This window comes from Mucilaginibacter rivuli (genome assembly GCF_019391655.1).
GTDB lineage: Bacteria > Bacteroidota > Bacteroidia > Sphingobacteriales > Sphingobacteriaceae > Mucilaginibacter > Mucilaginibacter rivuli.
Window position 1 is genome coordinate 67,812 of record NZ_JAHXPQ010000005.1, and the last position, 26,363, is coordinate 94,174.

A 26,363-nucleotide genomic window follows, 5' to 3' on the forward strand; every position below is an offset into this window, starting at 1 on the left:
ACGATGCTAAATATGTAAAAACGGGCTTATGGAAGAAATGGTTGAACAAATAGAATTGTTGCTGGAAAAAAAAGATGATGATCTGCTCCGTGAACATCTGAACAACCTCAATATTTCTGACGTTGAACAACTGATAGACGAACTCCCTGAACATGGCCCTAAATTTATTGAGATACTATCGCTCAACCGTGCGGTAAACGTATTCCGTATCCTCGATTTCCCTACGCAGGAGCGGATGATAAAAAAGTTGTCGGGGGCCAAAATAGCCGAGATCATCAACAAGCTCCCACCCGATGACCGTACTGCCCTTTTTAGTGAGTTACATGGTGATGCAGTAAAGGCAATGATACAAACACTCAGCGCTGCCGACAGGCGGGAAGCGCTGATGCTGCTTGGGTACGAAGAAGATAGTGTAGGCCGCCTGATGACGCCCGATTATATTACTGTAAAAAAAACATGGGATGTTACGCGTGTATTACAACACCTGCGTAAATATGGCAAAAACTCCGAAACCATTGATGTTTTATATGTGATAGACAGTAATGGTGTTTTGCTGGATGATATACGGATACGTGAAATATTATTGGTTGAACCTGAAACCAAGGTAAGCGCACTGATGGATAACCGGTTGATAGCACTTAACGTGAAAGACCCGCAACAGGAAGCCATTAATGTATTCAGGATGAACAACCGCACCGCTTTACCTGTTACCGATGATGAAAATATTTTGCTCGGTATTGTAACTGTTGATGATATTTTGTGGTTAGCCAACGAGGAATATACCGAGGATATTCAAAAGATAGGTGGTACCGAAGCTTTGGATGAGCCTTATATGGATATGCCCTTGCTCAAACTGGTAAAAAAACGTGTAGGCTGGCTGATCATTTTGTTTTTGGGCGAAATGCTTACCGCTACGGCCATGGGCTTTTTTGAAAAACAAATAGCCAAAGCTGTAGTATTGGCGCTTTTTGTACCGCTTATTATATCAAGTGGCGGCAATAGCGGCTCGCAGGCTTCAACATTGATTATACAAGCCATGGCATTGGGTGAAGTTACCATTGCCGATTGGTGGCGTGTAATGCGCCGCGAGATCATATCGGGCTTGTTACTGGGTGTAACTTTAGGCATAATAGGTTTTTGCAGGATATTTGCATGGACGCTTTTTTCGACCATATACGGCCCGCATTGGATATTGGTTGGCTTTACCGTTGGCTTAGCGCTGATAGGCGTAGTATTATGGGGTTCATTAGCCGGGTCTATGCTGCCGTTGTTGCTCAAACGTCTGGGCGCCGATCCTGCAACCTCATCGGCCCCATTTGTGGCTACCCTGGTTGATGTTACGGGCCTCATTATCTACTTTACCATAGCCGTAAGCATAATGCATGGGGTATTGTTATAACCAACAAAAAAGCCCCGCCTTTACAGGCAGGGCATATATTTTTTATACTTTAACTTATATCTCGAACGAAAAATCGTCACCGGCTTTTGCGGTTTCGCTAAACTCACTGTATTCGTAGCGTTTTTCAACTACTTCCTGGTTAGCTTTAATATAGTCAACCGTATCTTTCAATCCTTCGGCAAATTTTTCAAAGTCTTCTTTGTACAAAAATATCTTGTGTTTAACAAAAACGCCATCTTCCAATCTTTTCTTGCTCTCGGTTATGGTAACGTAATAATCATTTGATCGTGTGGCTTTCACATCGAAAAAATATGTTCTTTTACCGGCTCTTACCTTCTTCGAAAAAACCTCCTCACGCTCCCTGTTCTCAAAATCTCCCATATTTTAGTGTCGTTAATTAAGATTAGTTTGGGATAAATATATAAAAATTTTAAAAGTGCAAGTATAAAATGTGTTATAATATTATAAAATCTTCAATATTATAGGCATTTTAATAACAGAATGTTGTTTTTAAGGGGCTTCCTGTTCTTCAAGTAACTGTTTTTCGTACAGTTCAAAATAGGCGCCTTTTGCATTCATCAGTTGTTGATGTGTGCCTTGCTCCAGTATCCTACCCTGGTCTAACACTAAAATTTTATCTGCGTTTTTTATGGTCGATATCCGGTGCGCAATAATAATGCTGGTTTTGTTTTGCATTATCCCGCCAAGGTTATTCAAAATTTCCTCTTCAGTTTTAGTATCAACAGCCGACAGGCAATCATCAAATATCAATACCTGTGGTTGTTTAAAAATAGCCCGTGCTATTGATACGCGCTGCTTTTGCCCGCCCGAAAGGGTAACACCGCGCTCCCCTATCATGGTAGCAAAGCCTTCTTCAAACTCAATAATATTCTGGTAAACAGCAGCATCTTTTGCAGCTTGTTCCACATCGTTCATATTAAGTGTATCGGCGCTAAAGGCTATATTATTGGCAATGGTATCGCTAAACAGAAAAACCTCCTGGGGTACAAAACCTACCTGCGACCGGAAGCTGTTCAGGTTAATGGTATCTACAGGTTTATCATCTATCAGCACCTGCCCTACATTGGTATCGTACATCCGCATCAGTAAATTAGCTATAGTTGATTTACCCGAACCGGTACGGCCAATAATAGCGATCAATTGGCCGGGCTCTGCAACAAAAGATACATCATCCAAAGCCAATATGCCTGTTTCAGGGTACCTGAAGGTAACATTCTTAAACTCTATTTTACCCTTTACGGCGATGCGATCGTTTGTTGGCGATATAATTTCGGGCTGCTCTTTTAAAAACTCATTGATGCGCTTTTGCGATGCCGCCGCACGTTGCGTAAGCGATGTTACCCAACCTAATGATATTACCGGAAAAGTTAACTGCGCCAGGTACACAATAAACTCGGCAATATTACCCGGTGTTATATTGCCTTTCATTACCTCAACCCCGCCAATGTAAATGGTGATGATGCTACTCAAACCTATCAGCAACAACATCATGGGGTAAAACAAGGCCTGCACGCGCACCAACTCCATGCTGTGTGTTTTATAATTTTCGCTTTCGGCTGCAAAACTGCCACGCACAAAGTTTTCGCGCACGTATGATTTGATGATACGGATACCCGAAAAATTCTCTTGTACAAAGCTTGATAGTGCCGAAAGCCGCTGTTGTATCTTTTCGCTACGCGAGTTGATGATGTTGTTTACATAAAATATGGTAAAAGCCAGTACGGGCATCGGCAATAGCGAAAAAAAAGCAAGTTTGGGATTTACCGAAACCATTACACCTATGGCCAGCATAAACAAGGTTACTGTATTTATCGCATACATAATACCCGGGCCAAGGTACATCCGCACACGGCTAACATCCTCGGTAACGCGGTTCATCAGGTCGCCGGTATTGTGGCGACGGAAAAAGGCGAGCGATAGTTCCTGGTAATGGGTATATATCTCGTTCTTCATATCATACTCAATATGGCGCGACATTAAAATAATAGTTTGCCGCATAAAAAACAAGAACAGCCCCCGCAACAGCGAAAGTACCAGCACCAGCACACCAAACAAAAACAAGCTCGACCCAAATATATCCGACACGATAGACTGCCTGCCAAAGCCATCGAACAGTTGAAAAATGCCTATGTTTTCGGTAACCAAATTAAAGGCAAGCCTAACCACTTGTGCCGGCAAAATGCCAAATACATTACTGATGATTACAAACAATACTCCCGGAATCAATTTCCAGCGGTATTTGAAGAAAAATTTATTTAAATAGGCAAGATGCTTCATCCTATATCAAAGGTAGCCATTGGTTTTGGTTTGAAGAAAGGCGACACGTAACTAATCAGTTAGCAGATCAACACACCCGGCGCCCATCTGCTTTAAGCGGGTATCTAAAGTTTTGAGGCCTTCCTTATCATTTAAGCTCCCATATAATTTTTTTATCATATCAAGCCCTTCCTTATCGGGATTACAAGCTTCATCTTTTTCCAGGTGTGGTATGGCTAACTTCAACCATTTATTGTGTTGTATTGCTATTTCATAATTACTGCTTAATAGCGCTACTTTAGCCTTATCCAGGTACAAGTAGCCTAATGCCCTATGTGCTATATAATAATCGGGCTCAGCCAAAACAACCAGTTCATAGTATTTTATCGCATTGTCTGGTTGTTTGCTATCCTCATAAAGCTTTGCCATAAAGGCGTAAAACTTAGTTTGTGTTTTGGCAGGGAGTTTTTCGTTGCCGGTTAGTATTCCGGTACCCAGTTCCATAGCCTTATCCGGATGGTGTTGTATAATGGCATCGTTAAAATCAACGTACTTATCATAAACGGTTTGGGCGCTCGCACAAAGGCAAAATCCCGATAGCAACATAAAAACAAATACTGATCGCATCCTGTGTAGTTTACTCTTTAACGCTGATTATTTAAAAATCGCATTCAACTGTCCGGCTAACCTGATGCCACCCTTATCTATCTGCTTTTGCAAAATGGCAATATGTTCCTGGTAATAATCTTCGCCTAACTCCTTATTATCTTTAACCTCTTCGTATAAAATGCTGCTTATCTGGTATGATTCCCACAGCCATATCATAATATCATCTGCCTGCCATTTGTTTATCTGTTCGGGCGTAGCGGTATCATAAGCTTGGGCCAGTTTACTGTAATCGTTGTTTTTGGCATGCTCTATTAATGCGCTATCCCATAGGTTATGCAGGTTACCGCTCACATTAAAAAAATTAATATCAATGCTATTGCCGCCTTTATCTTCAGCATGGCTTATGTGCATTGGCTGATGCAGATCACCAATAAAATGTACCAGGTATTTTAGTGCCATCGCCTTTTGCACTTTCGATTTTTTATCACTCGTTAACGTACGTTCGCAATCCACAATCACCTTAAAAATATTATCGCCCGGCATGGTGATAACAGCTTGCTTAAATTGCTCAAATGTTAAGCCACCTGGTAAATTTACATAATGCCAGGGCGCGGTGAAATTATACCGCTGATCAGATCGTATCTCATCGGCCCAGTTAGCTACATCCGGTAATGATTCATTTCCCAATAACTTTGCTATCTCTTCTTTCGCTTTTGAGGTAAGGTGGTTCTCTGCTATCTTAGCTACAGTACGGTGCCCAATTATACCCCATGATTGCAGTACTAACGCCAGCACTAATAACACAGGCACTAAAAAACTCTTCTTCATAATTTGCTTAAAATAAAAAATGCTTACCGGAGTAAGCATTTTAAAATAGAAATTAATATCGTAATTTATTTGCTTTTCAATAAATTGAACCTCAAACTAACCTCAACATCACCATTGTTATATGCGTTTAACGATGATGTGTTGGTGGTATAAAATGCCAATATTGAATATTGAGTTTTGTGTAAACCAAACCCAAAGGTAGCGCTTTTAGAGCTATGGTACATGGCTTGTAAGTTAAATGCGCCCTGACTAAACGCAAGGTTTGCGCCTGCATCAATTATCTTATCAAAACCACGTACTTGCCTGAAAACTACTTTTGGCTCAACGCTTATATCTGCGCTGTTACCAATTTTATAACTGGCCGATGTAAAAAACAGTTCGCGTTCAGCGGTACTGTTAGCATTCGACAATGATTTCAAATCAGGCAAAGCGCCTTGTATGGTCAGGTTGTTATTGGTATAAGCTACACCAAAATCGCCATCAAAATAAGTTGGACTATCGTTGTAGTGTGCCAGTGTAGGATCATTTTGGGTACCTATAACATTGCTCATTTCCAGGTGCTGATTTACAAAACCGCCTGATAAACCAAAGCTCAGTTTTTGATTATTACCACCAAGATCAATATGGTAAGCGTAGGTAACAACTGCACGGGTAGTTCTGAAAACACCCGAAATGTTATTATATACACTTAAACCTAAACCTACTTTTTTTGCCTGGTACTCTAATGACAGGGCCTGCATGTTTTGCGCCCCATCAACACCTAAGCTTTGTTTACTGTAAGACAGGTTAACATTTAAACCGGCATCTAACCCTGCCATTGCAGGGTTAAACAGGTATTGGTTTTGGTAATACTGGCTCCCGAAAGGATTAACCTGAGCTTTTACCGCTGTTACCGACAGCATTGCCGATCCAACTAAAAAAGCCGCTATAATACCTACTTTATTGAATGAATATGTTTGTAATGTCATGTTGCTCTTTTTATTATTAGTCTCTAACTATGCTGATATAACCTGTGTATTTTGTACCATTGCCAAGGTCAACCACGTATTGGTATGTGCCTTGTGTTAACGGTGCACCGTTGTATGATCCGTCCCAGGTGTTCAGGTATCCTGATTGACTGAAAACAATTTTACCGGCTTTATCAAACACCTTAACATTGTTAGTTTTATAAAACTCAATATTTACAATGTTCCAGGTATCGTTTATACCATCGCCATTTGGAGTAATAACATTGTTGGTAACCAGTTTACGGGCTGTATAAGTGTTAATTGTAATAGTTTTTGTTGTTGGGCAACCAGCAGCATTATATGCTGTAACCTTGTAAACGGCATTACCTGCATAAGTGCCTCCTGAACCTTGCGGGTTAAATATGGTTTTGCCCGGTTTTACAACTACCGATGCACCTGTATTACCGTTTATAAAATCGGAAGATGTAGCTGCATTGGTAACATCCCATAAATAGCTTACACCACCTGTGGCAGTCAAGGTAACTGTTTGCCCCAGTTCTATCGGGTCAGTACCTGCGCTGCTTGTAATATCAACAGTTGCTAATCCATTTAAGGTAACATTAAATGTTTGGGTAAATGTATCAACACCGCCATTAAGTGTGCCGCCGTTATCTTTTACGGTAACACTTACAACCGCACTGCCGCTTATGCCTGGTGCAAACGTGTAAGTAAGCGTGGCAGTAGTTGCACTTATAGGTAATATACCTATTGACGCGAATAAAGCGGGATTACTTGAACTTACAGAAACAACCGCAATTTGTGAACTTTCAACAGGTGATATGCCGCTTAAAGCGATAGTTTGCGGTGTTGCAGTATAACAAGCAGCTGCCGGGTCGGCTATCGCAGCCAATGTTGGTGCTACGTTTGGCGGGTCAATACCTGTTCCGCTTAAAGTTACAGTTGCGTTTGTTGCGCCCGGGCTTGCTATTGTTGCAGCGCCGTTAAATAATACTTTGGTACCCGGCGCAAAGTTTACATAAACAGTTTGCGGGGATGCCATTTCGGTGGCAGTGTAAGTGATAGATGTGCCGTAACCGCCAACGCTGGTTTTTGATACTGCAAACGGTGCGGCAACTGTTACTGTAGTAGATGAACCCGTTGTAATATTTGCACCTGTTAAAGTAAATGGTAACCCCGCCGAAGTAGCAGTGATAGATTGATTACCAAATGCCACAGTTGTTGGCGTGGTAGCCGGTGTAGTTGTAGCGGTTAATGTTGGCACTGCCAAACCGGTGCCCGTTAAAGTAACCGATTGGTTTGTAGCGCCTGTACTTACGTTTAAAGCGCTACCGTTGTTAACACCACCTACGGCAACTACTGTTGGGCTAAACACAACAAATACAGTTTGCGGTGTTGCCATTTCTGCTGTTGTATAAGATAAACTTGTGCTATAAGTACCTGCTGTACCTGTTTTTGAAATAGAGTATGGTGCAGCAACTGTAACAGTAGTACTTGTTGCGGTAATAAACGCGCCTGTTAAAGTATAAGTTTGCGCAGTTGATGTTCCACCAATTATCTGGCTAAATGCTAAACTTGTTGGCGCTACAGTTAGTGCAGGTATACCAATACCTGTTCCGTTTAAGTTAAGGGTTTGGGTGGTACCGCCTGTGGTGGCATTACCTACTGTACCATTATTAACTCCGCCAACAGCTACTACAGTAGGCGAAAATTTAACCCACACGGTTTGCGTACCAGAACCCGATGGAAAATCGGCAGTGGTATATGTTAACGATGTTGTATAGGTACCACCGCTGGTTTTAGATAGGCTATATGGGCCCGTAGCTGTAATTGTTGATGCGCCTGAAATATTAGCCCCCGTTATAATATAGCTTTGTGATGCCGGCGATGAATTAATAAGCGAGCTAAATGTTAAACTTGTTGGATTAAGTGTGAATAACGGAACAGGTGCCGCTACCGATGTACCGGTTACAGTAACAGTTGCGTTTGTAGCACCTGTACCTGTAGTACTGTTGGTAATAGTTGCGCCGGTAAGCCCTAGGGTTCCCGCCGCGAACTGCACATACACGGTTGGCCCTGCAGCTATTTCAGTAGCTGTAAAGGTTATTGATGATGCATAGCCAGATCCGTTTGTTTTTGAAACTGTAAATATCGCGTTATTACTGCTCACGGTAGTGGTACTGCCTGCAATAATATTTGCACCTGTTAATACATACGATTTTGTTGCGTTTGTAGCAGTTGTTTGGTTACCAAAATCTATTGATGTTGGTGTGGTTGCCGGTGTGGTTGTTGCCGTTAAAACCGGAACAACGCCTGTACCGGTTACTGTAACTGTAGGCAACGTGGTTACATCAGCATCGGCGGTTGTAATTGAACTGTTTGCAGCACCTGTAGCTACGGGACTAAACTGTACATATACAGTTGGCGCCGTTGCAGCGGTAAGTTCTGCAGGTGTAAAGGTTAACGTTGCCGTAAATGGCCCCGCATTTGATTTTGATAAAGTGTACGCACCTGTAGCTGTAACAACAGCATTGGTTGACCCCAGGTTAGCACCAGATAATGTGTATGTTTTTACAGATGGAACACCCTGATTAACATTACCAAATGCCAATGATGTTGGCGTGGCTGTTAGTGTTGCCACGGCCGCGGCGGCAGCAGTACCAGTTAATGCTACTGTTGCAGTAGCCGTACCGCTGGCTATGGCTACTGTACCGGTTGTAGCCCCTGGCGTAGCAGGCGCATTAAATTTCACCGAAACTGTTTGCGCACTTGCCATTTGGGCTTGTGTATAGCTCCCGGTAAGGCCATAAGTACTACCGTTATCTGTCGAAATTGAATAAGGAGCAGCAACACTTAATGTAACACCGCCTGCAGGTATATTAGTGCCTGATAGCGAAAAGGTTTTGGCTGCCGATGTTGTACTTACAGTTTGTGTTGTACCAAAATCTATTGATGTAGGAGTGGTTAAAGGGGTTGTAGTGGCAGTTAACGTTGGTGTGGCCGCAGCAGCTTGTGATGTTCCATTGATAACTACGTTATCAAGACTGAATGTACCGCCCGATCCTTCAGCATTAAAACCATAAAAACGCAGCGTTATTGGCCCCGTCACGTTTGCGAAAGCTGTGGCATCAAATGTTACCGTACTGCCTACTTGTGCTACAGTAAGATTATCCGTGCTTTGAAATATGTTGGTAGGAACAACACTTAACTCGATGTTTGCCGGATTGATCGATGCTGTCAAATTAGCGCCATAACTATCAAGGCTGCTCCGTACAGCATATTGTCTTACACCTGTACTTGATCTTTGAAAATCAAAAGTCATAGTGCTTAGTGTAACCGATGTACCGCTGTTAGGAGTTATAGTTACCTGGTAATATTGATTTAGGTCTATACCGCCGGTAAAAGTATTTACAAGGGTTGTAGCACCCGGAGGCCAGGTTGAAAAAGAAAAACGTCCACCGGCACCAGGGTTAGTGGGTGGTGCCACTGATGGTGTATACACCTGCTGTACTAAAACCGCCGAAAAGCTACCAAATGTAACCCCGGTAGCTGTTGGAACAGGCGTAGGGTCGGTAAGTCCTGTGGAAGAGGTAACACTTCCGAAAGCATAGGTAGCAGTAAACGCCTGACCGTAACTAAGGCTACTGCTTAATGTAAAGAATAACGCATAGAGCAGGTAGAGTAATTTTTTTTTCATGTACTATTTTATTAAGATATTAAAACTTTTACTTTACAATTTTCAAATACCCACCCTTAGCCTTTGGCCGGGATAGATCTTACTGATAACCAACGCCCGATTACTGACCAGGATCTACTTTATTCTTTAACGCATCATGCACGCTTTGCGGTAATGCCGATAGCAAGGTATAGCCTGTAGCCGTTTCTATCGAAGCCATGGTAGCAATATAATTCTTCCAGTTGGAGTTGATGCTGTTAACATTTGGGGTATTTATTGAGATAACCCTTGTAGCGGCACTTACACGGGCCAAATCGCCATTACCAACAGGCAATACAACAGCCACCTTCCATACATTGCTTGGAACGTTAATGTTTTCGGTAGGGTATTTAGCGAATTTAATGCTATTAAACGGCCCTTTCAAACCTGTACCACCAGTACCGTAACTACCCATTATAATGTATATCTCGTTTCCGGCACTTAATAATGAGCGGCAGTAATCTTCAAAATTACCCCATGTTTGTTGGTTATTGTTTGGGGCTTGAGGTATCATATTGCTCATCAAAAAGGTAGCTTTGTTAGCATCGGTAGAGCTTGTTCTATCTGCCGACGGGCAGTTGTGCCCCCTGTCAAACCCGTAAGTTGCATAATCATAGCTATCACTTTGCACTGCAAAAACACCTGTAGGCAAACCCGCAAATCCCGCAAACGCGTCAGTACGTTTTGTGCCGCCTATGTTAGAAGCATCCAAATGCCAGCAAACCCAGTTTGGCTCTTGCTTGGTTGCGTTATAGCTTTCTACATAATAACCTTGGTTTAACAAAAAGTTATCATTAGATACACTACCCGCTCCTGATGGGTTCCCCATCAGCATATTGCTGTTATCGCCTGATATGGGCGGGGCATCTACCCCTACGGTTACGCCACTCGGAGGGGTAACTGTACTTGTACCTGAATCATCGGCTACCGGGGCCGGTGGGGTGGTATATGCCAGATTTGTAGTATCTACACCTTGATTTTTAGAACAGGATACCATAAAAACTGATACCGTAGCAGCATAGATAAGTAAGTGTTTAAATTTCATATGTTTAATATAATGAGGTACAAATAAATGATAATGTTATTAACTTAATGTTAAATGTCACAATAAAATACTAATTAACGGAAAATTATGGATGAACAGACAAAAAAATCATTTTTTTATTATTGTAACGTTAAAAATACAATTTTAACTTTTTTTTGTGAATTATTCGCAAAAAAAACTAAACTATAGGAAATTTTTTTTTATAATTACCAAATATTTAACAATCACTTAATCAAAAACTAATACGCTCATAATAATCCAAACGAAAACTTATCTTAATTTCGACTTTTCTAAAATCACCAAATTCATTACTATGAAATTATTTTTACTATCATTAGTACTCCTTATTTTCTCCGTAACAGCAGTTTCTGCTCAAAATTTTGTTACGGGTAAATTACTCGATTCAAAAACTCAGGAGCCTTTAATTGGTGCAACAGTTGCTGTTAAAGGCACTACCACTGCGGCATCTGCTTCGTTAACGGGTTCATTTAAACTAAAAGTACCCGATGGCAGCAACACTTTAGTATTTAGTTACATAGGTTATGTATCTAAAGAAATTGTAGTTGTTGGCGGAAAGGCTCTTGGTGATGTAATGCTCGACGCTAATTCGGGCGCATTAAAAGAAGTTGTTATTAACGCTCCCGTTATAGACAGGAAAACGCCGATAGCGGTTTCGACAGTTAATGCTGAATATATTGAGGAAAAAGGTGCCGGCCAGGAATTTCCGGAGGTATTAAAAGAAACCCCGGGTGTTATGGCTACCAGAACAGGCGGCGGTTTTGGCGATGCACGTATTAGTATCCGTGGTTTTAGCAGCAATAACGTTGCATTATTAATTAACGGTATACCTGCCAATGATGTTGAGTCGGGCACAATTTACTGGAGCGATTGGGCAGGTTTGGCTGATGTAACTTCGCAAATACAGGCGCAACGTGGTTTAGGTGCATCTAAAGTAGCAGCCCCTTCATTGGGTGGTACTATAGCTATCACAACACGTAATGCCGATGCTGTTGCAGGTGGCTCATTACTGGGATCGGTAGGAAGTTATGGTGATAATAAAATAGGTGTTTCTGTTTCATCGGGTTTATCAGATAAAGGCTGGGCCACCTCATTTTTGCTGGCCCGCAGAGCCGGTGATGGAAATGCCGATGGTTTATATTACACAGGCTATAGCTATTATTTTAACTTAACTAAAAAGTTATCAAACTCGCAAAGCTTATCGTTCAATATTTTAGGAGCTTCTCAAATTCACGGTCAACGTTATACTTATAACAAAATATCAACTTATAAGGCATCGCCCGAAGGAATACGATACAGCTCGGACTGGGGTTATTGGAACGGACAGGTACAAAGCGGCGAAATAAATTATTACAACAAACCTTTAGCGGCATTGAACCATAGCTGGACAATTAATGAATCTACCGAGTTGGCTACAGTTGCTTATGCCTCTTACGGTTCAGGCGCTGCGCGGTATGTTACCAGCGGATCAGGATCTCAATACACCAGCCTATTCCCTAACTCGCCGGGCGCATACCCAAGAACAGGTGATGCTTACTCCCCGCTTGACTTTAATGCATTAGAGAAAAACAACCTTACCAGTACTGATGGATCAGCATTAAACTATTTTAGGAACCAGGCTAATGATCACCAGCAATATGGAGTAATAAGTTCGTTAAAAAAGAAAGTAGGTGAATATATTGATGTTTTAGCAGGCGCCGATTTAAGATATTATGAAGGGCAGCACTATTATCAGATACAAGACCTTATGGGTGGTCAATATGTTTACGATGCACGGAGCAGTACAACAAATGTGGGAACAGGTGATTTAAATAACCCTTACCACCGTGCTGTTGTTGGCGACAGGTTTAATAATAACTATCAGTTCAATATCGCATCTGAAGGTTTGTTTTTACAGGCAGAATATTCACGCAACAATAAACTTTCGGCATTTGCATCAATTGCAGCATCAAATACAGGTAATAAACGTATTGATTATTTTAACTACCTCAACAGCGACCCGAACAGGATGACCAAATACGTTAACTTTTTGGGTTACCAGGTAAAGGGTGGCAGTAACTATAATTTAGACAGCCATAACAATGTATTTTTCAATATTGGCTACATGCAGCGCCCGCCGCTGGTATCAAGTGTTTTCTTAAACAAAAACAATACGATAAATGCTAACGCGGTTCCCGAAAAATTGTTTAGTTACGAGTTTGGTTATGGCTTTAGAAGTGCTGATTTTACAGCTAACCTGAACCTTTACCGCTCAACTTATAAAGACCGCTCGGTTGCACCAAAACAAGTAACTAACCCCGGCACCCCCGAAGTGTTAACCATTAACTTAACCGGTTTAAATGAGTTACACCAGGGTATTGAGTTTGATATGAGATACAGGCAAAGCAAAGACCTTAGCTTTAGGGGTATGTTCTCATTAGGAAAATGGACTTACCTTACTAACGCAGGGCCGGTATTTGTTACCAGCGATATACCCAACTCAACATTTACAGGTTCATCAAACACGCTTTACATACAAGGCTTAAATGTTGGCGATGCAGCGCAAACTACTGCCTCATTTGGTTTCGACCTGAATGTTACGCCTAAACTTAAAGTTGGCTCTACCTATAACTATTATGGTAACTATACCGCATATTTCTCGCCAAGCAATGTTACTTCAAGCACGGTAGAATATGTACCCTTTAAATTACCAAACTATAGCCTGTTTGATTTGAACGCTGTTTTCAAATTTAAATTTGCAGGCCTGGAGGCTTCATTTATTGGCAACGTAAACAACTTGTTCAATACCACTTATTTATCAGATGCTTACGATCAGAACGGTACAGCCTTTCAACCTGCGCAAAATACAGCAGGTACAATAGGCGTGTATTATGGTATAGGCCGTACATACACTACAACTTTGAAAATTAAGTTTTAACTTTAGGTAAAACAGTTTACTAAATAGATTTAGTCTGATCGTTCAATTTTTAAAATTAGGAAAATGAAAAATATATATTACTTACTGGCCTTTATAACGGTTGTATTTATTAGCTCTTGCGACCCAATGAGCGGTATTTATAAGCAATTGGATGGCAATGTACAACCATCGGCCCAGCCGCCAATTACCTTTGCCGTACCTACAACCTACGCATCAATTGATCTGGCAAATACGGGCATAACCGGCTTATTGAATACAAAATACAGCGACTATGGCGATAGCTCCACTGCTGTTGTTACTTTTCCATTAGCAAGCGGTTTCGCTTTGGTGGCAGATAACCTGCTTTCGCACAATGCTTATACTTTAGTTGCTGCTGACTATACCGTTGCAGGTAATACGGCCGCACCGTTAAATGATGCAGGCATAATAGCTTTTTTAGGCTACAAATACCCTAACCCTGTTACCAATCAATTAGCAGTAATTACGTACCAATATGTGTTAACCAATGTTACCCCTGCTACAGGTATAACAACTACTGATTCGTTTTTGTACTTTGGAGGTTCATGGAACAAAATTTATACCGTATCTGCTGCGCAATATGCTTTAGCCAACCGCGGTACAAATAATTATTTTTTGAGCGGCACCCCTCCTGCTGGTGATCTGGCTAATATCCCATCTATCTTAAATACATTTTTAACCACCGACCCTAATGTTATTGCTACAGCAAAGGCGGGCGATGTTATTTATGTAAGCTATAAATACGGCACTACAACTCAGGTAGTATTACCTTTAACTTTCGATGGAACTACCTGGGCTCCTAAAATGAAACTTAATTTTATTAAACTTTTAGGTACCTGGGTTCCCGATCCTACTGTATATATAACCATACCAGTTATTAAACTGGCACCCGACTATATCTGGCTACGTGATAATACTACTATCGGTTCATCTGGTGCCCGTAGTAACGTAGCCTCCTTTGGCGATTTTAACACCTCCCCTACAACATCTTCAACAACCTGGACTAATGCTGAAGTTGAACAGGCAATGGCGGCTATATTATTGCATAAAATACCTAATGGAGTGATCGGTATTCCTTATAAAATTACTTACTATGTTTTCCCGGGTGCAAACCCTGTAATACCGCAAACCAGAACATACAAGTTCAACGGTACTGCATACATTATTCAAAAATAACAAACTGCAATACCTTAGAAGGCTGCCTGTTTAAAACAGGCAGCCTTTTTTATTTATCCTTTAGCCGGTTGCATTTGGGTACTTATAGCAAGCCTGTTCCAGGCGTTAATGGTAATTATCGCCATAATAATTTTTGCCAGGTAAACCTTATCGAATACCGCGGCAGCAGCATTATAGGTAGCGTCTGATACATGGCCGGTAATCAGCGTAACCTCTTCGGTTAACGCTAACAGTGCCCGCTCCTGCTCATCATAAAAGGGTGTATCGCGCCAGGCGCTGAGGCCATAAATACGTTGCTCGGTCTCGCCTGCCTTACGCGCGTCACGGGTGTGCATATCAATACAATAGGCGCAGCCGTTAATTTGTGAGGCACGTATTTTTATCAGTTCGCGGTGTGTTTTGGTGAGGCCCGAATTTACAATGTAATTCTCCAACCCCATAATAGCTTTGTAAGCTTCCGGGTCTTCCTGCCCGATATTGATCCTGTTCATCTTTTTTAGTTTTTTGTTGATACAAAGTTGAGCAACATCATACCCTAAAAAAATGAACTGTGGTTAAGAAAGTGCTATATCTTCCTGGCCCTTATCCGGCTTAAAAACTGTGGCGTAAACCCAAGGTACGATGCCAGCATATACTGCGGCACCCGCTGCAAAAAATCGGGAAACAGCCCTGCAAAGTACCTGTACCGCTCTTCATCTGTTTGGTTAAAGATAAACCCTATCCGCCGTTGTGAAGCCACAAAGGCCTTCTGCATCATTATCCTGAAATAGCTCTCCAGCTTGGGTATTTGTTCAAATAACTCATCCCTTTTAGTTTCGGGCAGCAGCAGCAATTCCGTATCCTCTATCGCCTGGATATATATTGTGGAGGGCTGCTTGTTCAGCAAACTATCCTGATCGGCCACCCACCAGCTTTCCAGTCCGAACTGGATGATCTGCTCATTGAGTTTGCCATTAACAAAGTACTGCCTTATGCAGCCTTTTATAATAAAGTAATTACCCTTGCACATTTTGCCCGGCTCTAACAAAAACTGCTTCTTTTTTAGCCTTATCACTTCAAGGCTTTCGCAAAGTAATAGCTCTTCATCCGCCGTTAATGTTACATATCGTTTAATGTGGGTTAAAAGCTCCAGGTACATCGTTATATGGTTATAATTTGTAAAATTAACCTATATTTAGTTATGAAAGAACACCATTACCTCAGCACCATAACATGGACCGGCAATACCGGTCAGGGCACTAAAGCCTACACCGCCTATGAGCGCGACCATACTATACAAGTTGCAGGTAAGCCCGAAATACCCGGCACTTCCGAAGTATCGGTACGGGGGAGCCTGACGCGTTATAACCCCGAAGAAATGCTGCTATCTGCCCTGTCTGCCTGCCACATGCTTTGGTACCTGCACCTATGCTCGGTAAACAAAGTGATAGTGACCGCCTACATTGACAAAGCCGAAGGCACCATGGCTGTAACACCCGATGGCAGCGGGCAATTTACCGAAGTAACCCTGAAACCCGAGATCACCATAAGCGGCAAACCAGATGAGGCCCTCTTAGAAAAACTCCACTACGATACCAATAAACTCTGTAACATAGCCCGCTCGGTTAACTTCCAGGTGCACCATGAGGCGGTGTATACTTTTAATGATTGATTGACCGAATTATAAAAATCGATCATTTATCATTTTCGTAAAACCAAACCAGTGTTTCGCCCAAAACCTTGGGTATTCTTGGGTGTTTTCAACTAAAAACCGATCCACCGATTATCAAATTCGTAATTCCAATCTACTACAGCTATCACCTGTCTTTGCTCCTTACTCCTTTTTACTTTATTCAAAACTTGGGTATTCTTGGGTATATTTTGATTTCGCATTTCGGATGTTCAATTTCGAATTTTCAAAAATATGAGTATTAATGGTATCTGAAGCAATCTTCCAATCCACTCTTTTTGACTTTTGACTCTCTCTTCCTTTTCTCTTTATTCCAAATAGCAAGGTGGTAAAAGTGGGTATTTCAAAAACTTTACAACATTGCAACCTTATAACATTGCAACAATTAACATTTCCTACAATATACGCAATTCCAACCAAAATAACAAGAAAAAACCGGCTGAATGGTTAGTTCAGCCGGCTACCTGCTTCTCAAATTTGAGGCAAACGTTTTATTGCTTATGGCTGTCTGTCTGTTTCTTGGCATCAGCTTCTTTTGCTTTTATTAAGGCCACGCAATGTATGGCACAATTATGTAGTTTAACGTTATTATGGTCGGCGCCTACATTATGGCCCTTAGGGTCAAGCATGGCGCACTGTACATGGTTTTTATCTTCAGTCAGCACCACGTTGCCACCGGTGAGTTTATAGTACGATCCGTTCTTTTTGGCTTTGCCCAGTATCTCGCCTTTTTCGTTAGCCACGTTGCCGCTCTCGTCTATAAAATACATGGCCTGGCCTTTGGCGTTCCTAATAACATCGTCCTTATCAACAGTTCCCAATTGAGTTCCATTTTGGGCATAGATGCCGCCTTTTTTAAATGTAGTAACATTTTGTGCAGATGTGCCGGTGGCTATAGCAACAATAAACAGGATAACCAACGCAACGATATGTGATAACTTTTTCATGATATTTTGAATTTGAATGGTAAAATTGACAGGTGAATTAAATGCGTTAAATGTTCAGGTACATTTCAATATCAAATGCGGTAATTGTGCTGTAGTTTGTAGATACACGCGGGCGGCCCCGGCTCGCTATCCCCGGCAACATACTGCTGAACATTTAGCGATAACCGGTCAAGTACTTTTTCGGCTGAAAAACAAAGTAAAATGCCCCCCGCGTATGGCTTGTTTAATGAAAGCGATACAGTACCTACATGGGCGTCATTTACTTTAAAAACATGTTGTGTGCGGCTGCAGCATCCGGTCATGTTGGTACAGGTTTTAGCCTGCATACCAGCCCACCTATAGCCAGCCTTTATTGATGATAGCTTACCTAAGCAAGTCATACTGCTTATTTTAAACCCGGTAACAGATACCAGGTAAGCAAATGTTAACAAGAGTAGCGCAACACGTTTCATCACAACAAATGTAGGTGCGGCATAACTGCAAAAAAATGTCGGTGGTCATAATTAAAGGTGTTGGATGCGACAGAAATAGGTTGGCATTATCACGGTCGATTATATCAATAGCAAAAATGAATGGGTCGATTATCCAACCCGCATAGAGAAGTATTCTTGAACAAATGGGCTGACCAATATTATGAAATGTTAGGTTAAACATTTAAAAAAATACACTATATAGCATATAGATTTGCATTTCTCGAGCAAGAAAGTTATCTTTGTACACTATACCACATACTGTATGATTTTATTAAAGGAAATGGCAATTATAAAAACCGGATATACGTTTAGAGGGAAAATCGAAAACGATGAAACGCACGGTTCAATTAACGTATTACAGCCTAAAGATATTACGGATGGTGCGCCTATTGACAAAATAGCTAAAATTAATCCTAATGCTTTTCAATCAATAGATAACCACCTATTATTGAGCGGTGATATATTAATTGCAAATAAAGGGCTCAAATTTTCTACATATATATACCACAATTCAGCAATAAAAACTATTGCTTCATCCTCTTTTTTCATTATTAGAGTTAATCAAAGTAAAATATCTCCAGATTTTTTGATGTGGTATTTAAATCAAATGCCTGCCAAAGACTATCTATTAAATAAAACTACAGGAACAACAATACCAACGATCAGCAAATCAGCCATTGAAAGCCTCAGCATACCAGTCCCTACGTTAGACAAGCAACTTTTAGGTGTTAACTTAATATCGGAAATAAAAAAAGAAAGTAATCTGCTGGAATCTCTTATAGTTAAAAGGATGCAGCTACGAGATAGTTATTTATGGAGCTTAATTCATTAACATGGACAGTCACAAAAATTATATTAAAGGGAATGAAGGTCCAGTTTATCTGAATCAATATGTTGAAAATATAACCGTCAACATTAATATAAATTCCAAAAAGGAAGATAAAATCAGATCAAATTGGGTTGTGAGTTCAGCGCAATGGATTTTAAAAAATTTCAGCGTTTTAGTTAAATTAATTAAATGAAAAATACACTTAAATCTTTAAATAACCTATTACATGAGCACTTACAAAGATTAAATGCAGATGGAATTGGTGATAGGTCAAAAACTGAAATATTTCTACTACTAATATTATTAAATTATCTCTCTAAGGCTAATTTTTTACTAAAAAACAAAGCGGGCGTTAATTTTCATATAATCAATGAAACAAAGGACACTAAACTTGCTATAGTCAGTCTCATTAAAATTTACAGAGATGTAATGAGCGACATCCCTGCAGAAGTTTTGGATCTTAACATGATCGATTTTAACAATTTACCAGAAGGACAATTTTATAATATGTTACTTGAGTGGGAAATGGTTTTACCCCAAACATGGACTCCTGAAAATGTGGTGAATATTTTTGAGTTACTTGAATCACTTTTAGAAGAAAATTTCAAAATTGGCGCGGCTTTTTCGACGCCTAAAGATCTGGTTCAATTAGTTAAAAGTGTTACACCTATCAATAATGAGATTAAAACAATTTACGACCCATACTCCAGGACTGGTGAGTTTTTATCAAAAATAGGACAGGACCAGAACGCAAAAAAAAATCAGTTTTTTGCTTCAGTTAAAAATTCCTTACAATTAAAAATAGCAAAAACTAAGATTTTCATGATGGGGCTTACCAATATACTATGGATAACTCAAAATGACGGTCCTCCGGAAATTAATTTAGAATTTGACTGCATTATTTCAAATCCTCCTTTCGGAATGCTTATTCCTAACCTAAAATACTCAGGCCATTGGGCAAATAAGATCAGAAGCAACCGTTCAGAGATAATTTTCTTAACTCATATATTAGACCACCTTTCAAACAATGGTAGAGCAACCGTAATAGTACCATCTGGTATATTGTCTGCGAGTGGAAAGACTGAGTTTCTGCGACGAAGTATTATTGAAGAAAACATCCTTGAAGCTGTGATTTCGCTTCCAACAAAAATGTTCTATAACACAGGTGTTAGCACAGCTATTTTAATATTTAATAAAAATAGAAATTTCAGTAAAGTGATTTTGATTGACGCTACAAATATTGGTGTCCGAGAAAAGTCAAAACATTTTTTGTCAGATTCAGACATTGAAGCAATATCATTAATTGTACACAACTTTAGAAACAGCGAGACGATAAATAATACTTTACAAAACATCCCTTACAAAATAATTAGCAGAGAAGAATTTGATTACAATAATTATGATTTCCAAAATACATCATATACTATTGAAGAGCGATTCCCTAAAAACCTATTACCGATATCTGATTTACTAAGAGATTGTTGCGACATAGAAAAACAGTTAATTATTGTTCAAAAAAACATCATTTCTTTAATTAATATCGAACAATAGACAAATATCGGTTTGCTGTAATCCTCGACTATAAAAACAATTTTGTTAATAAACTCTCCCGCAAAACCCCGTACTTTGTACCAGCATGTCGCTATACATTACATCATTAAATTCGGGCAGTAACGGTAATTGTTATTACGTGGGCAATGCGCACGAGGCCGTACTGATTGATGCCGGCATAAGCTGCCGCGAAACCGAGCGCCGTATGCTGCGCCTGGGCCTCAACATGCAAAAAGTAAAAGCCATTTTCATCTCGCACGAGCATTCCGATCATATTCGTGGTGTAGAAGTACTGGCAAAAAAATACAAGTTCCCCGTTTACATCACACCGCAAACTCAACAACGTGGCGGCCTGTTCATTGATAACTGCATTACCTTTACGGGCTATCAGCCTGTGTACATCGGGCAGATGAGCATCACCGCCTTCCCCAAGTTTCATGATGCCGCACACCCGCATAGCTTTAACATCAGTTGCAATGGTATTACTGTAGGCGTATTTACCGATATCGGCGCACCATGCGATCATCTCATCAGCCACTTTAAACAATGCCACGCGGCGTTTTTAGAGGCCAATTACGATGATGATATGCTGCAGAACGGTCGCTACCCATGGCATTTAAAAAACCGCATCCGTGGCGGGCATGGCCACTTATCCAATAAGCAGGCGCTCGAATTATTCATTACCCACAGGCCCGCGCACATGAGTCACCTGCTGCTGGCCCACTTATCAAAGGATAATAACGACCCTCAACTGGTGCACACCCTCTTCAGCGCGCATGCCCAAAACACCCGTATCATTGTGGCCTCGCGCTACGAAGAAACACCCGTGTACCACATTACCGGTATTATGCATGCTGATTATGTGGCCGATGAACCCGCGCAATATAGCTTGTTTTAAACCATGCGCTATTTTTTACATATTGCCTACCATGGCGCCAATTACTGCGGCTGGCAGCGCCACCCCGATGGTATTAACGTGCAGCAGGTGCTCGAAGCAGCACTTACCAAAATACTGAAAACCGAAACAGCCATTACCGGCTGTGGCCGAACCGACGCGCAGGTACACGCCAGCCAGTTTTTCTTCCACATTGATGTAGTTAAACCGCTACAAGACGAACTGCTCTTCCGCCTCAACAAGCTCCTGCCCGATGATATCGCCATCTTCGATATCATCCCCGCCGACGTACAATACCACGCCCGTTTTGATGCCGTGGAGCGCAGCTACAACTATTACATTCATACCTATAAAGACCCTTTTCTGAGCGGACTGAGCTCCCTCTACCTGCAACCCGAGTGGGACCTGCAACAAATGGCGCAAGCCGTAGCCCTACTCACCCGCTACACCGACTACCGCGCCTTCTGCAAAAGTCCCGACCGTAACGAGCATACCATCTGCAACATTGCCCGGGCCACCCTGTATCAAAACCCGGCAGGCGACAGGTTCCGTTTTGAGATCACTGCCAACCGTTTCCTCAGCAAAATGGTGCGCATCATTGTAGGTCGCCTCATTATGATAGGCCAGGGCAAACTTAGCGTGGAGCAGTTCGAACATTACCTCATCCACAACCAAACACCCAAAATACTCACCCCCGCACACCCACAGGGTTTATATCTCAGCAAAGTAACCTATCCCTACCTTGATATTCCAGCCAAAAGCGCCTTCTCCAAAATCATGCAGGATGAGGAGAATTGGATAGTGGTATAGAGAAGATCTTGGGCGTTACCCGATGAAGGATCGGGTCGCGCTATCCGCTACAACTCCTCGCCGCTGATAGAAGCGGCTGCAGGGTTTCCACTACTATCGCTAACGCAGGCCCCAACAATCAACGTCATGCCGAACTTGTTTCGGCACCCCATCATACAGTTATAAAAGCGATAGTTCGCCACTTAGCAAGTGAGGTCCCGAAACAAGTTCGGGATGAAGGATTGGAAGACGTCAGCAGGGAAGCTTCGGCCAAAAGCGGGCAGAACGTGTAGGGTAGTGCGGTGGGAAGGGCATAGCAATTTTTGCAGAAGCAGGGCATGAGCGAGCACCAGCAGGGCAAAAGGTTGCAGCCCGCGAGTTCTGCCAGCTTGTGCGGTATGGCCCCGTGCGCAAGAAGCCTCCTGCTGACAGCCTTTTTTGGTTACTTTTTGTGGCGACAAAAAGTAACTAAGCCCGTCGCGGCTATGAGCGACCAGATGATGCCTAATCGAAGCCGTAACAGTTCGAAAAGTATAGTTTAGGATTGCTTCGTGCCTCGCAATGACGTGGTGGAAAAAACTTATCTTTACCCCATGTCAAAACTCAAACCCTGGACCATCCTCGAAGAAGAAGACGTATCCCCAAGCCCATGGTTCCCTTTACTGCGCCATACCGTGCAACTACCATCAGGCATGATCATGGACGACTATTACCTTGCCCCCTTGGGCGATGTGGTGATGGTACTGGCGTTAACAGCAAAAAGCGAGGTGGTTTTAGTGCGCCAATATAAACATGGCCTCGGCCAGATATTGCTCGACCTGCCAGGTGGCCTTGAACAACCAGGCAAAGGCATTTTAGGTTCGGCAATGGCCGAACTGGAAGAAGAGACCGGCATTAAGGTTGACGCCGGGCAATTGATATCATTAGGTAAAATAACCGTCAACCCAACCAAAACAAAGCAGGTAGTTTATGGCTTTATCGTTTTCAACGCAGAGTTTAACTCGGTACAAAAACCAGACCCTGCCGAAGAGATAGAAGTAGTAACCTGCCCTGCTATAGAAGTGCTCCAAAAAGTAAAAGACGGTGATATCTGGACCACAGATTCGGTAAACTTTATTTTAAAAGCAGCATTGCTTTACCCCGATATATTTGGTTTATAGAATATTAGCAAATATGTATTTCTTTTTTTCAAAGATACTGGCATTCCTCATCAGTCCATTTTGTTGGGTGTTAATGCTGTTGATAACAGGCCTGGTACTGAAGAATAAAAAACTCAAAAAAAGTTTCCTAACAGGTAGTGTGGTAACATTCTTACTATTTTCTATTCCGCTGTTTTTAAATCAGTTTGCCAACCTGTGGCGTTATCCTTTTAATCGTTCTTTTGCAAATAAAACCTATAGTTGTGTTATTGTGTTGGGTGGCTTTTCTGGTCCCGGCGGGCCCGATACAGGACACTTTAATGCCAGCGCCGATAGGTTTATACAGGGCATCCGGTTATTTGAAACCCGCAAAGCATCGCATATCCTCATCACCAGCGGTAACTCAAGCCTGATGCACCAAAAAGACGGTTTTGTGGAAGGTGATTGGGTAAAGGGTCAGCTCAAACAATTTAACATACCCGATAGTGCTGTTTTAATAGAAAACAAATCAAAAAACACCATTGAAAATGCCGCTTTTACTAAGCTCCTACTGGCAAACAGCCACCTTGAGCCACCATACCTGCTCGTAACATCCGATTTTCATATGCGCAGGGCCATGGCTACTTTTAAAAAAGCAGGATTGTATGTTGAGCCTTACCCCTGCAACTTTTTAGCCGGTGGTCGCCCTTCATTTAGCGGCTTAATACCCGATGTAAATACTTTACCCAAATGGGACCTCTACATTAAAGAAGTTGTGGGCTGTATTGCACTTTGGTTTAAATAGATCAGATAACGATCTGGTTCAATATCGCATCCAGTCCCTGGAAATACTCCAGCGGCGATACACTCCCATTTTGGTAACTGGCCCGCAGGTTATCCATTTCAGAATACAGGTTTTGGGGTAACACAAAATCAGGGTCTTGCTGGCGGATGATCACCAATTTAAGTTCGATATTTATTTTCACCAAGCCAACAACTGTGCTTTCAACCGAGCTGAATACTTCTTCCCAGGCTGTAATTACTTTTTGCTGGGCATCTATTACATCTTTTACCGCCTCCAATTGAAACTGCGTCACATCCATATTATTGTATCATTTTTATTAATAAACCCTAACATCAGCCAATATCTTTAATTTTATAGAAAATACCAATAACCGTATTAAACCATTATTGCCTGTGTTTGCTCTAACCAATCGAATTGAACCATATCATGATCAAAAAACTTCTTTTTACTTCCATTTTTATTATACAATGCACATTCGCTTTTTCGGCAACTTATTATGTAGCTGTAAATGCCAGCGATAACAATCCGGGTACTAAAGCAAAACCCTTTGCCACCATACAAAAGGCACAGGCCGCAATTAGCCCCGGCGATACCGTTTACATACGCGGCGGCAATTACCGCATGAGCGAGGCGCAGATAGCACATAAACAAGGCATTTACGCCAGTGTTACCTATCTGGATAAAAGCGGAAAACCCGGTGCGTACTTAAATTACTTCGCCTTTCCGGGAGAGAAGCCTGTTTTTGATTATGCTGATGTGAAACCTGCTGACCAGCGCGTAATAGCCTTTATGCAAATGGGGTCGTACATCCACCTGAAAGGTTTTGATGTAATTGGTGTACAGGTAACCATTAAGGGCCATACCCAAAGCGAGTGCTTTGAAAACCATGGCGATAATAATATTTATGAGCAACTGAGCATGCACGATGGCATGGCCATTGGCTTTTACCTGTTAAGCGGATCGAACAACCTGATATTGAATTGCGATGCTTACCGCAACTGGGACTACTTTTCGGAAACGGGCCGTGGCGGTAATACCGATGGTTTTGGCTGCCACCCGAGGCCGGGCAGCAAAAACAATGTTTTCCGTGGCTGCCGTGCATGGTTTAACAGCGATGACGGGTATGACCTGATCAACTCGTTCGAAGCAACCACATTTGATCATTGCTGGGCCATGTATAACGGCTTTGGCAGCGATTTTAAAAGCCTTGGCGATGGTAATGGCTTTAAAGCCGGTGGGTATGCACGCAGGCCCGCAAGCGAATTGCCGAATCCTATCCCTCAAAATACAATCGAATTTTGTTTGGCTGTGCACAATAAGGCAAGTGGCTTTTACGCTAACCATCATGTAAACGGCAATATTTGGTATAACAATACCGCTTATCGCAACAGCAATAACTTTAACATGCTGAACAGGCTGTTAGATGATGTAAAAGCCGATGTACCCGGATATGCCCATAAACTGCGTAATAACTTGGGCTACAAAGGCGGTAAAGAGTTAACCGAAATTGACAAAGCCAAGTGCGACCTGGCCAACAACTATTTCGACCTGAATTTAGATGCTACAGATGATGACTTTATAAGTACCGACGAAGCCCTGCTTACCGCCCCCCGCCAAAAAGACGGCAGCCTGCCCGATAACGGTTTTATGAAACTGAAACCCGGCAGCAAGTTTATTGATAAAGGTGTGGATATTGGCTTTAAATATGTTGGTAAAGCCCCTGATCTGGGTTGTTTTGAGGCTGGTGGGAAGTATGCGTATTAACACATAAAAAGTCACCCTTGGATTTAAAAAACAAGGGTGACTTTAGACCATTACAACTAAAAACTGATTTATCTTACATCGGTTCTAAAACTTCTTGATAACACCAGTTATTATCATTTAATATAACACCCCACGCGTAATGTAGTGTCCAAACTTCATTGGTCGGAAAACCGGCAAAAGAACTGCTGGGATTGTACGATCCACCTGCTGATGACTGTTGATTATTTGCTGCGGCGTCATTAATTAAGTCTACCCAATCGCCCAGACTGCCGGTAGCCCACACAATCAAAGTTGTTTCGTAAAAGCCCGAGCCATTATTTATTCCTGTAACTGATGCTGTTCCGTTAACTTTATCGTACGACAGCGAACCAAACATGATGTAGTTCCCATACGTATCTTGTAACGTTGAATAAGTAAATTGCGCTTTACTTTTAAAAGTAAAAGCCGTTAAAAACAATACAGTTAATAATAATAATTTTTTCATAAAATAGTTGGTTAGTAATATCGCCTACTCTTTTTAAGATTTTCGGCATTCTCTTCATGTTGAGGTTGAAAT

The 26,363-nt window shown here is 41.6% G+C and carries 24 protein-coding genes; 11 read left to right on the forward strand and 13 right to left on the reverse strand.

The features are described 5' to 3' along the window. The first annotated feature begins 28 nt into the window (after positions 1-28). The gene (gene mgtE / locus KXQ82_RS12880) at positions 29-1,399 is read left to right on the forward strand and encodes a magnesium transporter (protein ID WP_219488805.1); all 1,371 of its coding nucleotides are present in this window, start codon (positions 29-31) and stop codon (positions 1,397-1,399) included. Between the two features lie 54 nt (positions 1,400-1,453). Here mgtE and KXQ82_RS12885 read toward each other — a convergent pair whose 3' ends face one another. The 7 genes from KXQ82_RS12885 to KXQ82_RS12915 form a co-directional block, all read right to left on the reverse strand. Then, positions 1,454-1,780, reverse strand: coding sequence for a DUF3276 family protein (locus KXQ82_RS12885; RefSeq protein ID WP_219488806.1), 327 nt, complete (start codon positions 1,778-1,780; stop codon positions 1,454-1,456). 129 nt (positions 1,781-1,909) lie between these two features. Beyond that, the gene (locus KXQ82_RS12890) at positions 1,910-3,697 is read right to left on the reverse strand and encodes an ABC transporter ATP-binding protein (protein ID WP_219488807.1); all 1,788 of its coding nucleotides are present in this window, start codon (positions 3,695-3,697) and stop codon (positions 1,910-1,912) included. 51 nt (positions 3,698-3,748) lie between these two features. Next, positions 3,749-4,303, reverse strand: coding sequence for a tetratricopeptide repeat protein (locus KXQ82_RS12895; RefSeq protein ID WP_219488808.1), 555 nt, complete (start codon positions 4,301-4,303; stop codon positions 3,749-3,751). A 27-nt stretch (positions 4,304-4,330) separates the two neighbouring features. Beyond that, positions 4,331-5,113, reverse strand: coding sequence for a S1/P1 nuclease (locus KXQ82_RS12900; RefSeq protein WP_219488809.1), 783 nt, complete (start codon positions 5,111-5,113; stop codon positions 4,331-4,333). A gap of 65 nt (positions 5,114-5,178) precedes the next feature. Continuing rightward, on the reverse strand, positions 5,179-6,081 hold the full coding sequence (locus KXQ82_RS12905; RefSeq protein WP_219488810.1) for a PorP/SprF family type IX secretion system membrane protein: 903 nt from the start codon (positions 6,079-6,081) through the stop codon (positions 5,179-5,181). Positions 6,082-6,097: 16 nt separating this feature from the next. Further along, complete coding sequence (locus KXQ82_RS12910) at positions 6,098-9,775, reverse strand: T9SS type B sorting domain-containing protein (RefSeq protein WP_219488811.1); 3,678 nt, start codon at positions 9,773-9,775, stop codon at positions 6,098-6,100. Between the two features lie 100 nt (positions 9,776-9,875). Beyond that, positions 9,876-10,838, reverse strand: a complete 963-nt coding sequence (locus tag KXQ82_RS12915; RefSeq protein ID WP_219488812.1) for a DNA/RNA non-specific endonuclease — start codon at positions 10,836-10,838, stop codon at positions 9,876-9,878. A 313-nt stretch (positions 10,839-11,151) separates the two neighbouring features. Here KXQ82_RS12915 and KXQ82_RS12920 point away from each other — a divergent pair, with 313 nt between their 5' ends. After that, the gene (locus KXQ82_RS12920; RefSeq protein WP_219488813.1) at positions 11,152-13,773 is read left to right on the forward strand and encodes a TonB-dependent receptor; all 2,622 of its coding nucleotides are present in this window, start codon (positions 11,152-11,154) and stop codon (positions 13,771-13,773) included. A gap of 63 nt (positions 13,774-13,836) precedes the next feature. Next, positions 13,837-14,967 (forward strand): hypothetical protein, encoded by a 1,131-nt coding sequence (locus tag KXQ82_RS12925; RefSeq protein ID WP_219488814.1) that lies wholly within the window; start codon positions 13,837-13,839, stop codon positions 14,965-14,967. Positions 14,968-15,020: 53 nt separating this feature from the next. On the opposite strand, the gene KXQ82_RS12930 is transcribed toward KXQ82_RS12925, so the two are convergent. Both KXQ82_RS12930 and KXQ82_RS12935 read right to left on the reverse strand, forming a co-directional pair. After that, positions 15,021-15,458 carry a carboxymuconolactone decarboxylase family protein gene (locus KXQ82_RS12930; protein ID WP_219488815.1) on the reverse strand — a complete coding sequence of 146 codons (438 nt, stop codon included), beginning with the start codon at positions 15,456-15,458 and terminating at the stop codon, positions 15,021-15,023. A 74-nt stretch (positions 15,459-15,532) separates the two neighbouring features. After that, positions 15,533-16,105, reverse strand: a complete 573-nt coding sequence (locus KXQ82_RS12935) for a Crp/Fnr family transcriptional regulator (RefSeq protein WP_219488816.1) — start codon at positions 16,103-16,105, stop codon at positions 15,533-15,535. Positions 16,106-16,147: 42 nt separating this feature from the next. Between KXQ82_RS12935 and KXQ82_RS12940 the strand changes: the two genes are divergently transcribed. After that, positions 16,148-16,618 carry an OsmC family protein gene (locus tag KXQ82_RS12940; RefSeq protein ID WP_255563652.1) on the forward strand — a complete coding sequence of 157 codons (471 nt, stop codon included), beginning with the start codon at positions 16,148-16,150 and terminating at the stop codon, positions 16,616-16,618. Between the two features lie 509 nt (positions 16,619-17,127). Here the strand turns inward: KXQ82_RS12940 and KXQ82_RS12945 are convergent. Continuing rightward, positions 17,128-17,583: a DUF3659 domain-containing protein gene (locus tag KXQ82_RS12945; RefSeq protein ID WP_219488818.1), complete on the reverse strand. Its 456-nt coding sequence runs from the start codon at positions 17,581-17,583 to the stop codon at positions 17,128-17,130. A gap of 71 nt (positions 17,584-17,654) precedes the next feature. Next, positions 17,655-18,035 (reverse strand): HYC_CC_PP family protein, encoded by a 381-nt coding sequence (locus KXQ82_RS12950; protein ID WP_219488819.1) that lies wholly within the window; start codon positions 18,033-18,035, stop codon positions 17,655-17,657. 283 nt (positions 18,036-18,318) lie between these two features. On the opposite strand from KXQ82_RS12950, the gene KXQ82_RS12955 reads away from it, so the two are divergent. The 6 genes from KXQ82_RS12955 to KXQ82_RS12980 all read left to right on the forward strand — a co-directional run bounded on the left by KXQ82_RS12955 (position 18,319) and on the right by KXQ82_RS12980 (position 24,043). Beyond that, positions 18,319-18,888, forward strand: a complete 570-nt coding sequence (locus tag KXQ82_RS12955) for a restriction endonuclease subunit S (protein WP_219488820.1) — start codon at positions 18,319-18,321, stop codon at positions 18,886-18,888. Positions 18,889-19,074: 186 nt separating this feature from the next. Beyond that, entirely contained in the window at positions 19,075-20,436 is a 1,362-nt protein-coding gene (locus KXQ82_RS12960; protein WP_219488821.1) for an HsdM family class I SAM-dependent methyltransferase, read from the forward strand. Between the two features lie 85 nt (positions 20,437-20,521). Beyond that, positions 20,522-21,334 carry an MBL fold metallo-hydrolase gene (locus KXQ82_RS12965; protein WP_219488822.1) on the forward strand — a complete coding sequence of 271 codons (813 nt, stop codon included), beginning with the start codon at positions 20,522-20,524 and terminating at the stop codon, positions 21,332-21,334. 3 nt (positions 21,335-21,337) lie between these two features. Continuing rightward, positions 21,338-22,141 (forward strand): tRNA pseudouridine(38-40) synthase TruA, encoded by an 804-nt coding sequence (gene truA, locus KXQ82_RS12970; RefSeq protein WP_219488823.1) that lies wholly within the window; start codon positions 21,338-21,340, stop codon positions 22,139-22,141. A gap of 572 nt (positions 22,142-22,713) precedes the next feature. Further along, positions 22,714-23,280, forward strand: coding sequence for an NUDIX hydrolase (locus tag KXQ82_RS12975; protein WP_219488824.1), 567 nt, complete (start codon positions 22,714-22,716; stop codon positions 23,278-23,280). Between the two features lie 13 nt (positions 23,281-23,293). After that, entirely contained in the window at positions 23,294-24,043 is a 750-nt protein-coding gene (locus tag KXQ82_RS12980; RefSeq protein ID WP_219488825.1) for a YdcF family protein, read from the forward strand. A gap of 1 nt (position 24,044) precedes the next feature. Here KXQ82_RS12980 and KXQ82_RS12985 read toward each other — a convergent pair whose 3' ends face one another. Next, complete coding sequence (locus KXQ82_RS12985) at positions 24,045-24,341, reverse strand: hypothetical protein (RefSeq protein ID WP_219488826.1); 297 nt, start codon at positions 24,339-24,341, stop codon at positions 24,045-24,047. A gap of 128 nt (positions 24,342-24,469) precedes the next feature. On the opposite strand from KXQ82_RS12985, the gene KXQ82_RS12990 reads away from it, so the two are divergent. Then, positions 24,470-25,807, forward strand: a complete 1,338-nt coding sequence (locus tag KXQ82_RS12990) for a right-handed parallel beta-helix repeat-containing protein (protein ID WP_219488827.1) — start codon at positions 24,470-24,472, stop codon at positions 25,805-25,807. 73 nt (positions 25,808-25,880) lie between these two features. Here the strand turns inward: KXQ82_RS12990 and KXQ82_RS12995 are convergent, their stop codons facing one another. Next, entirely contained in the window at positions 25,881-26,291 is a 411-nt protein-coding gene (locus KXQ82_RS12995; protein WP_219488828.1) for a hypothetical protein, read from the reverse strand. Positions 26,292-26,363 lie beyond the last annotated feature (72 nt).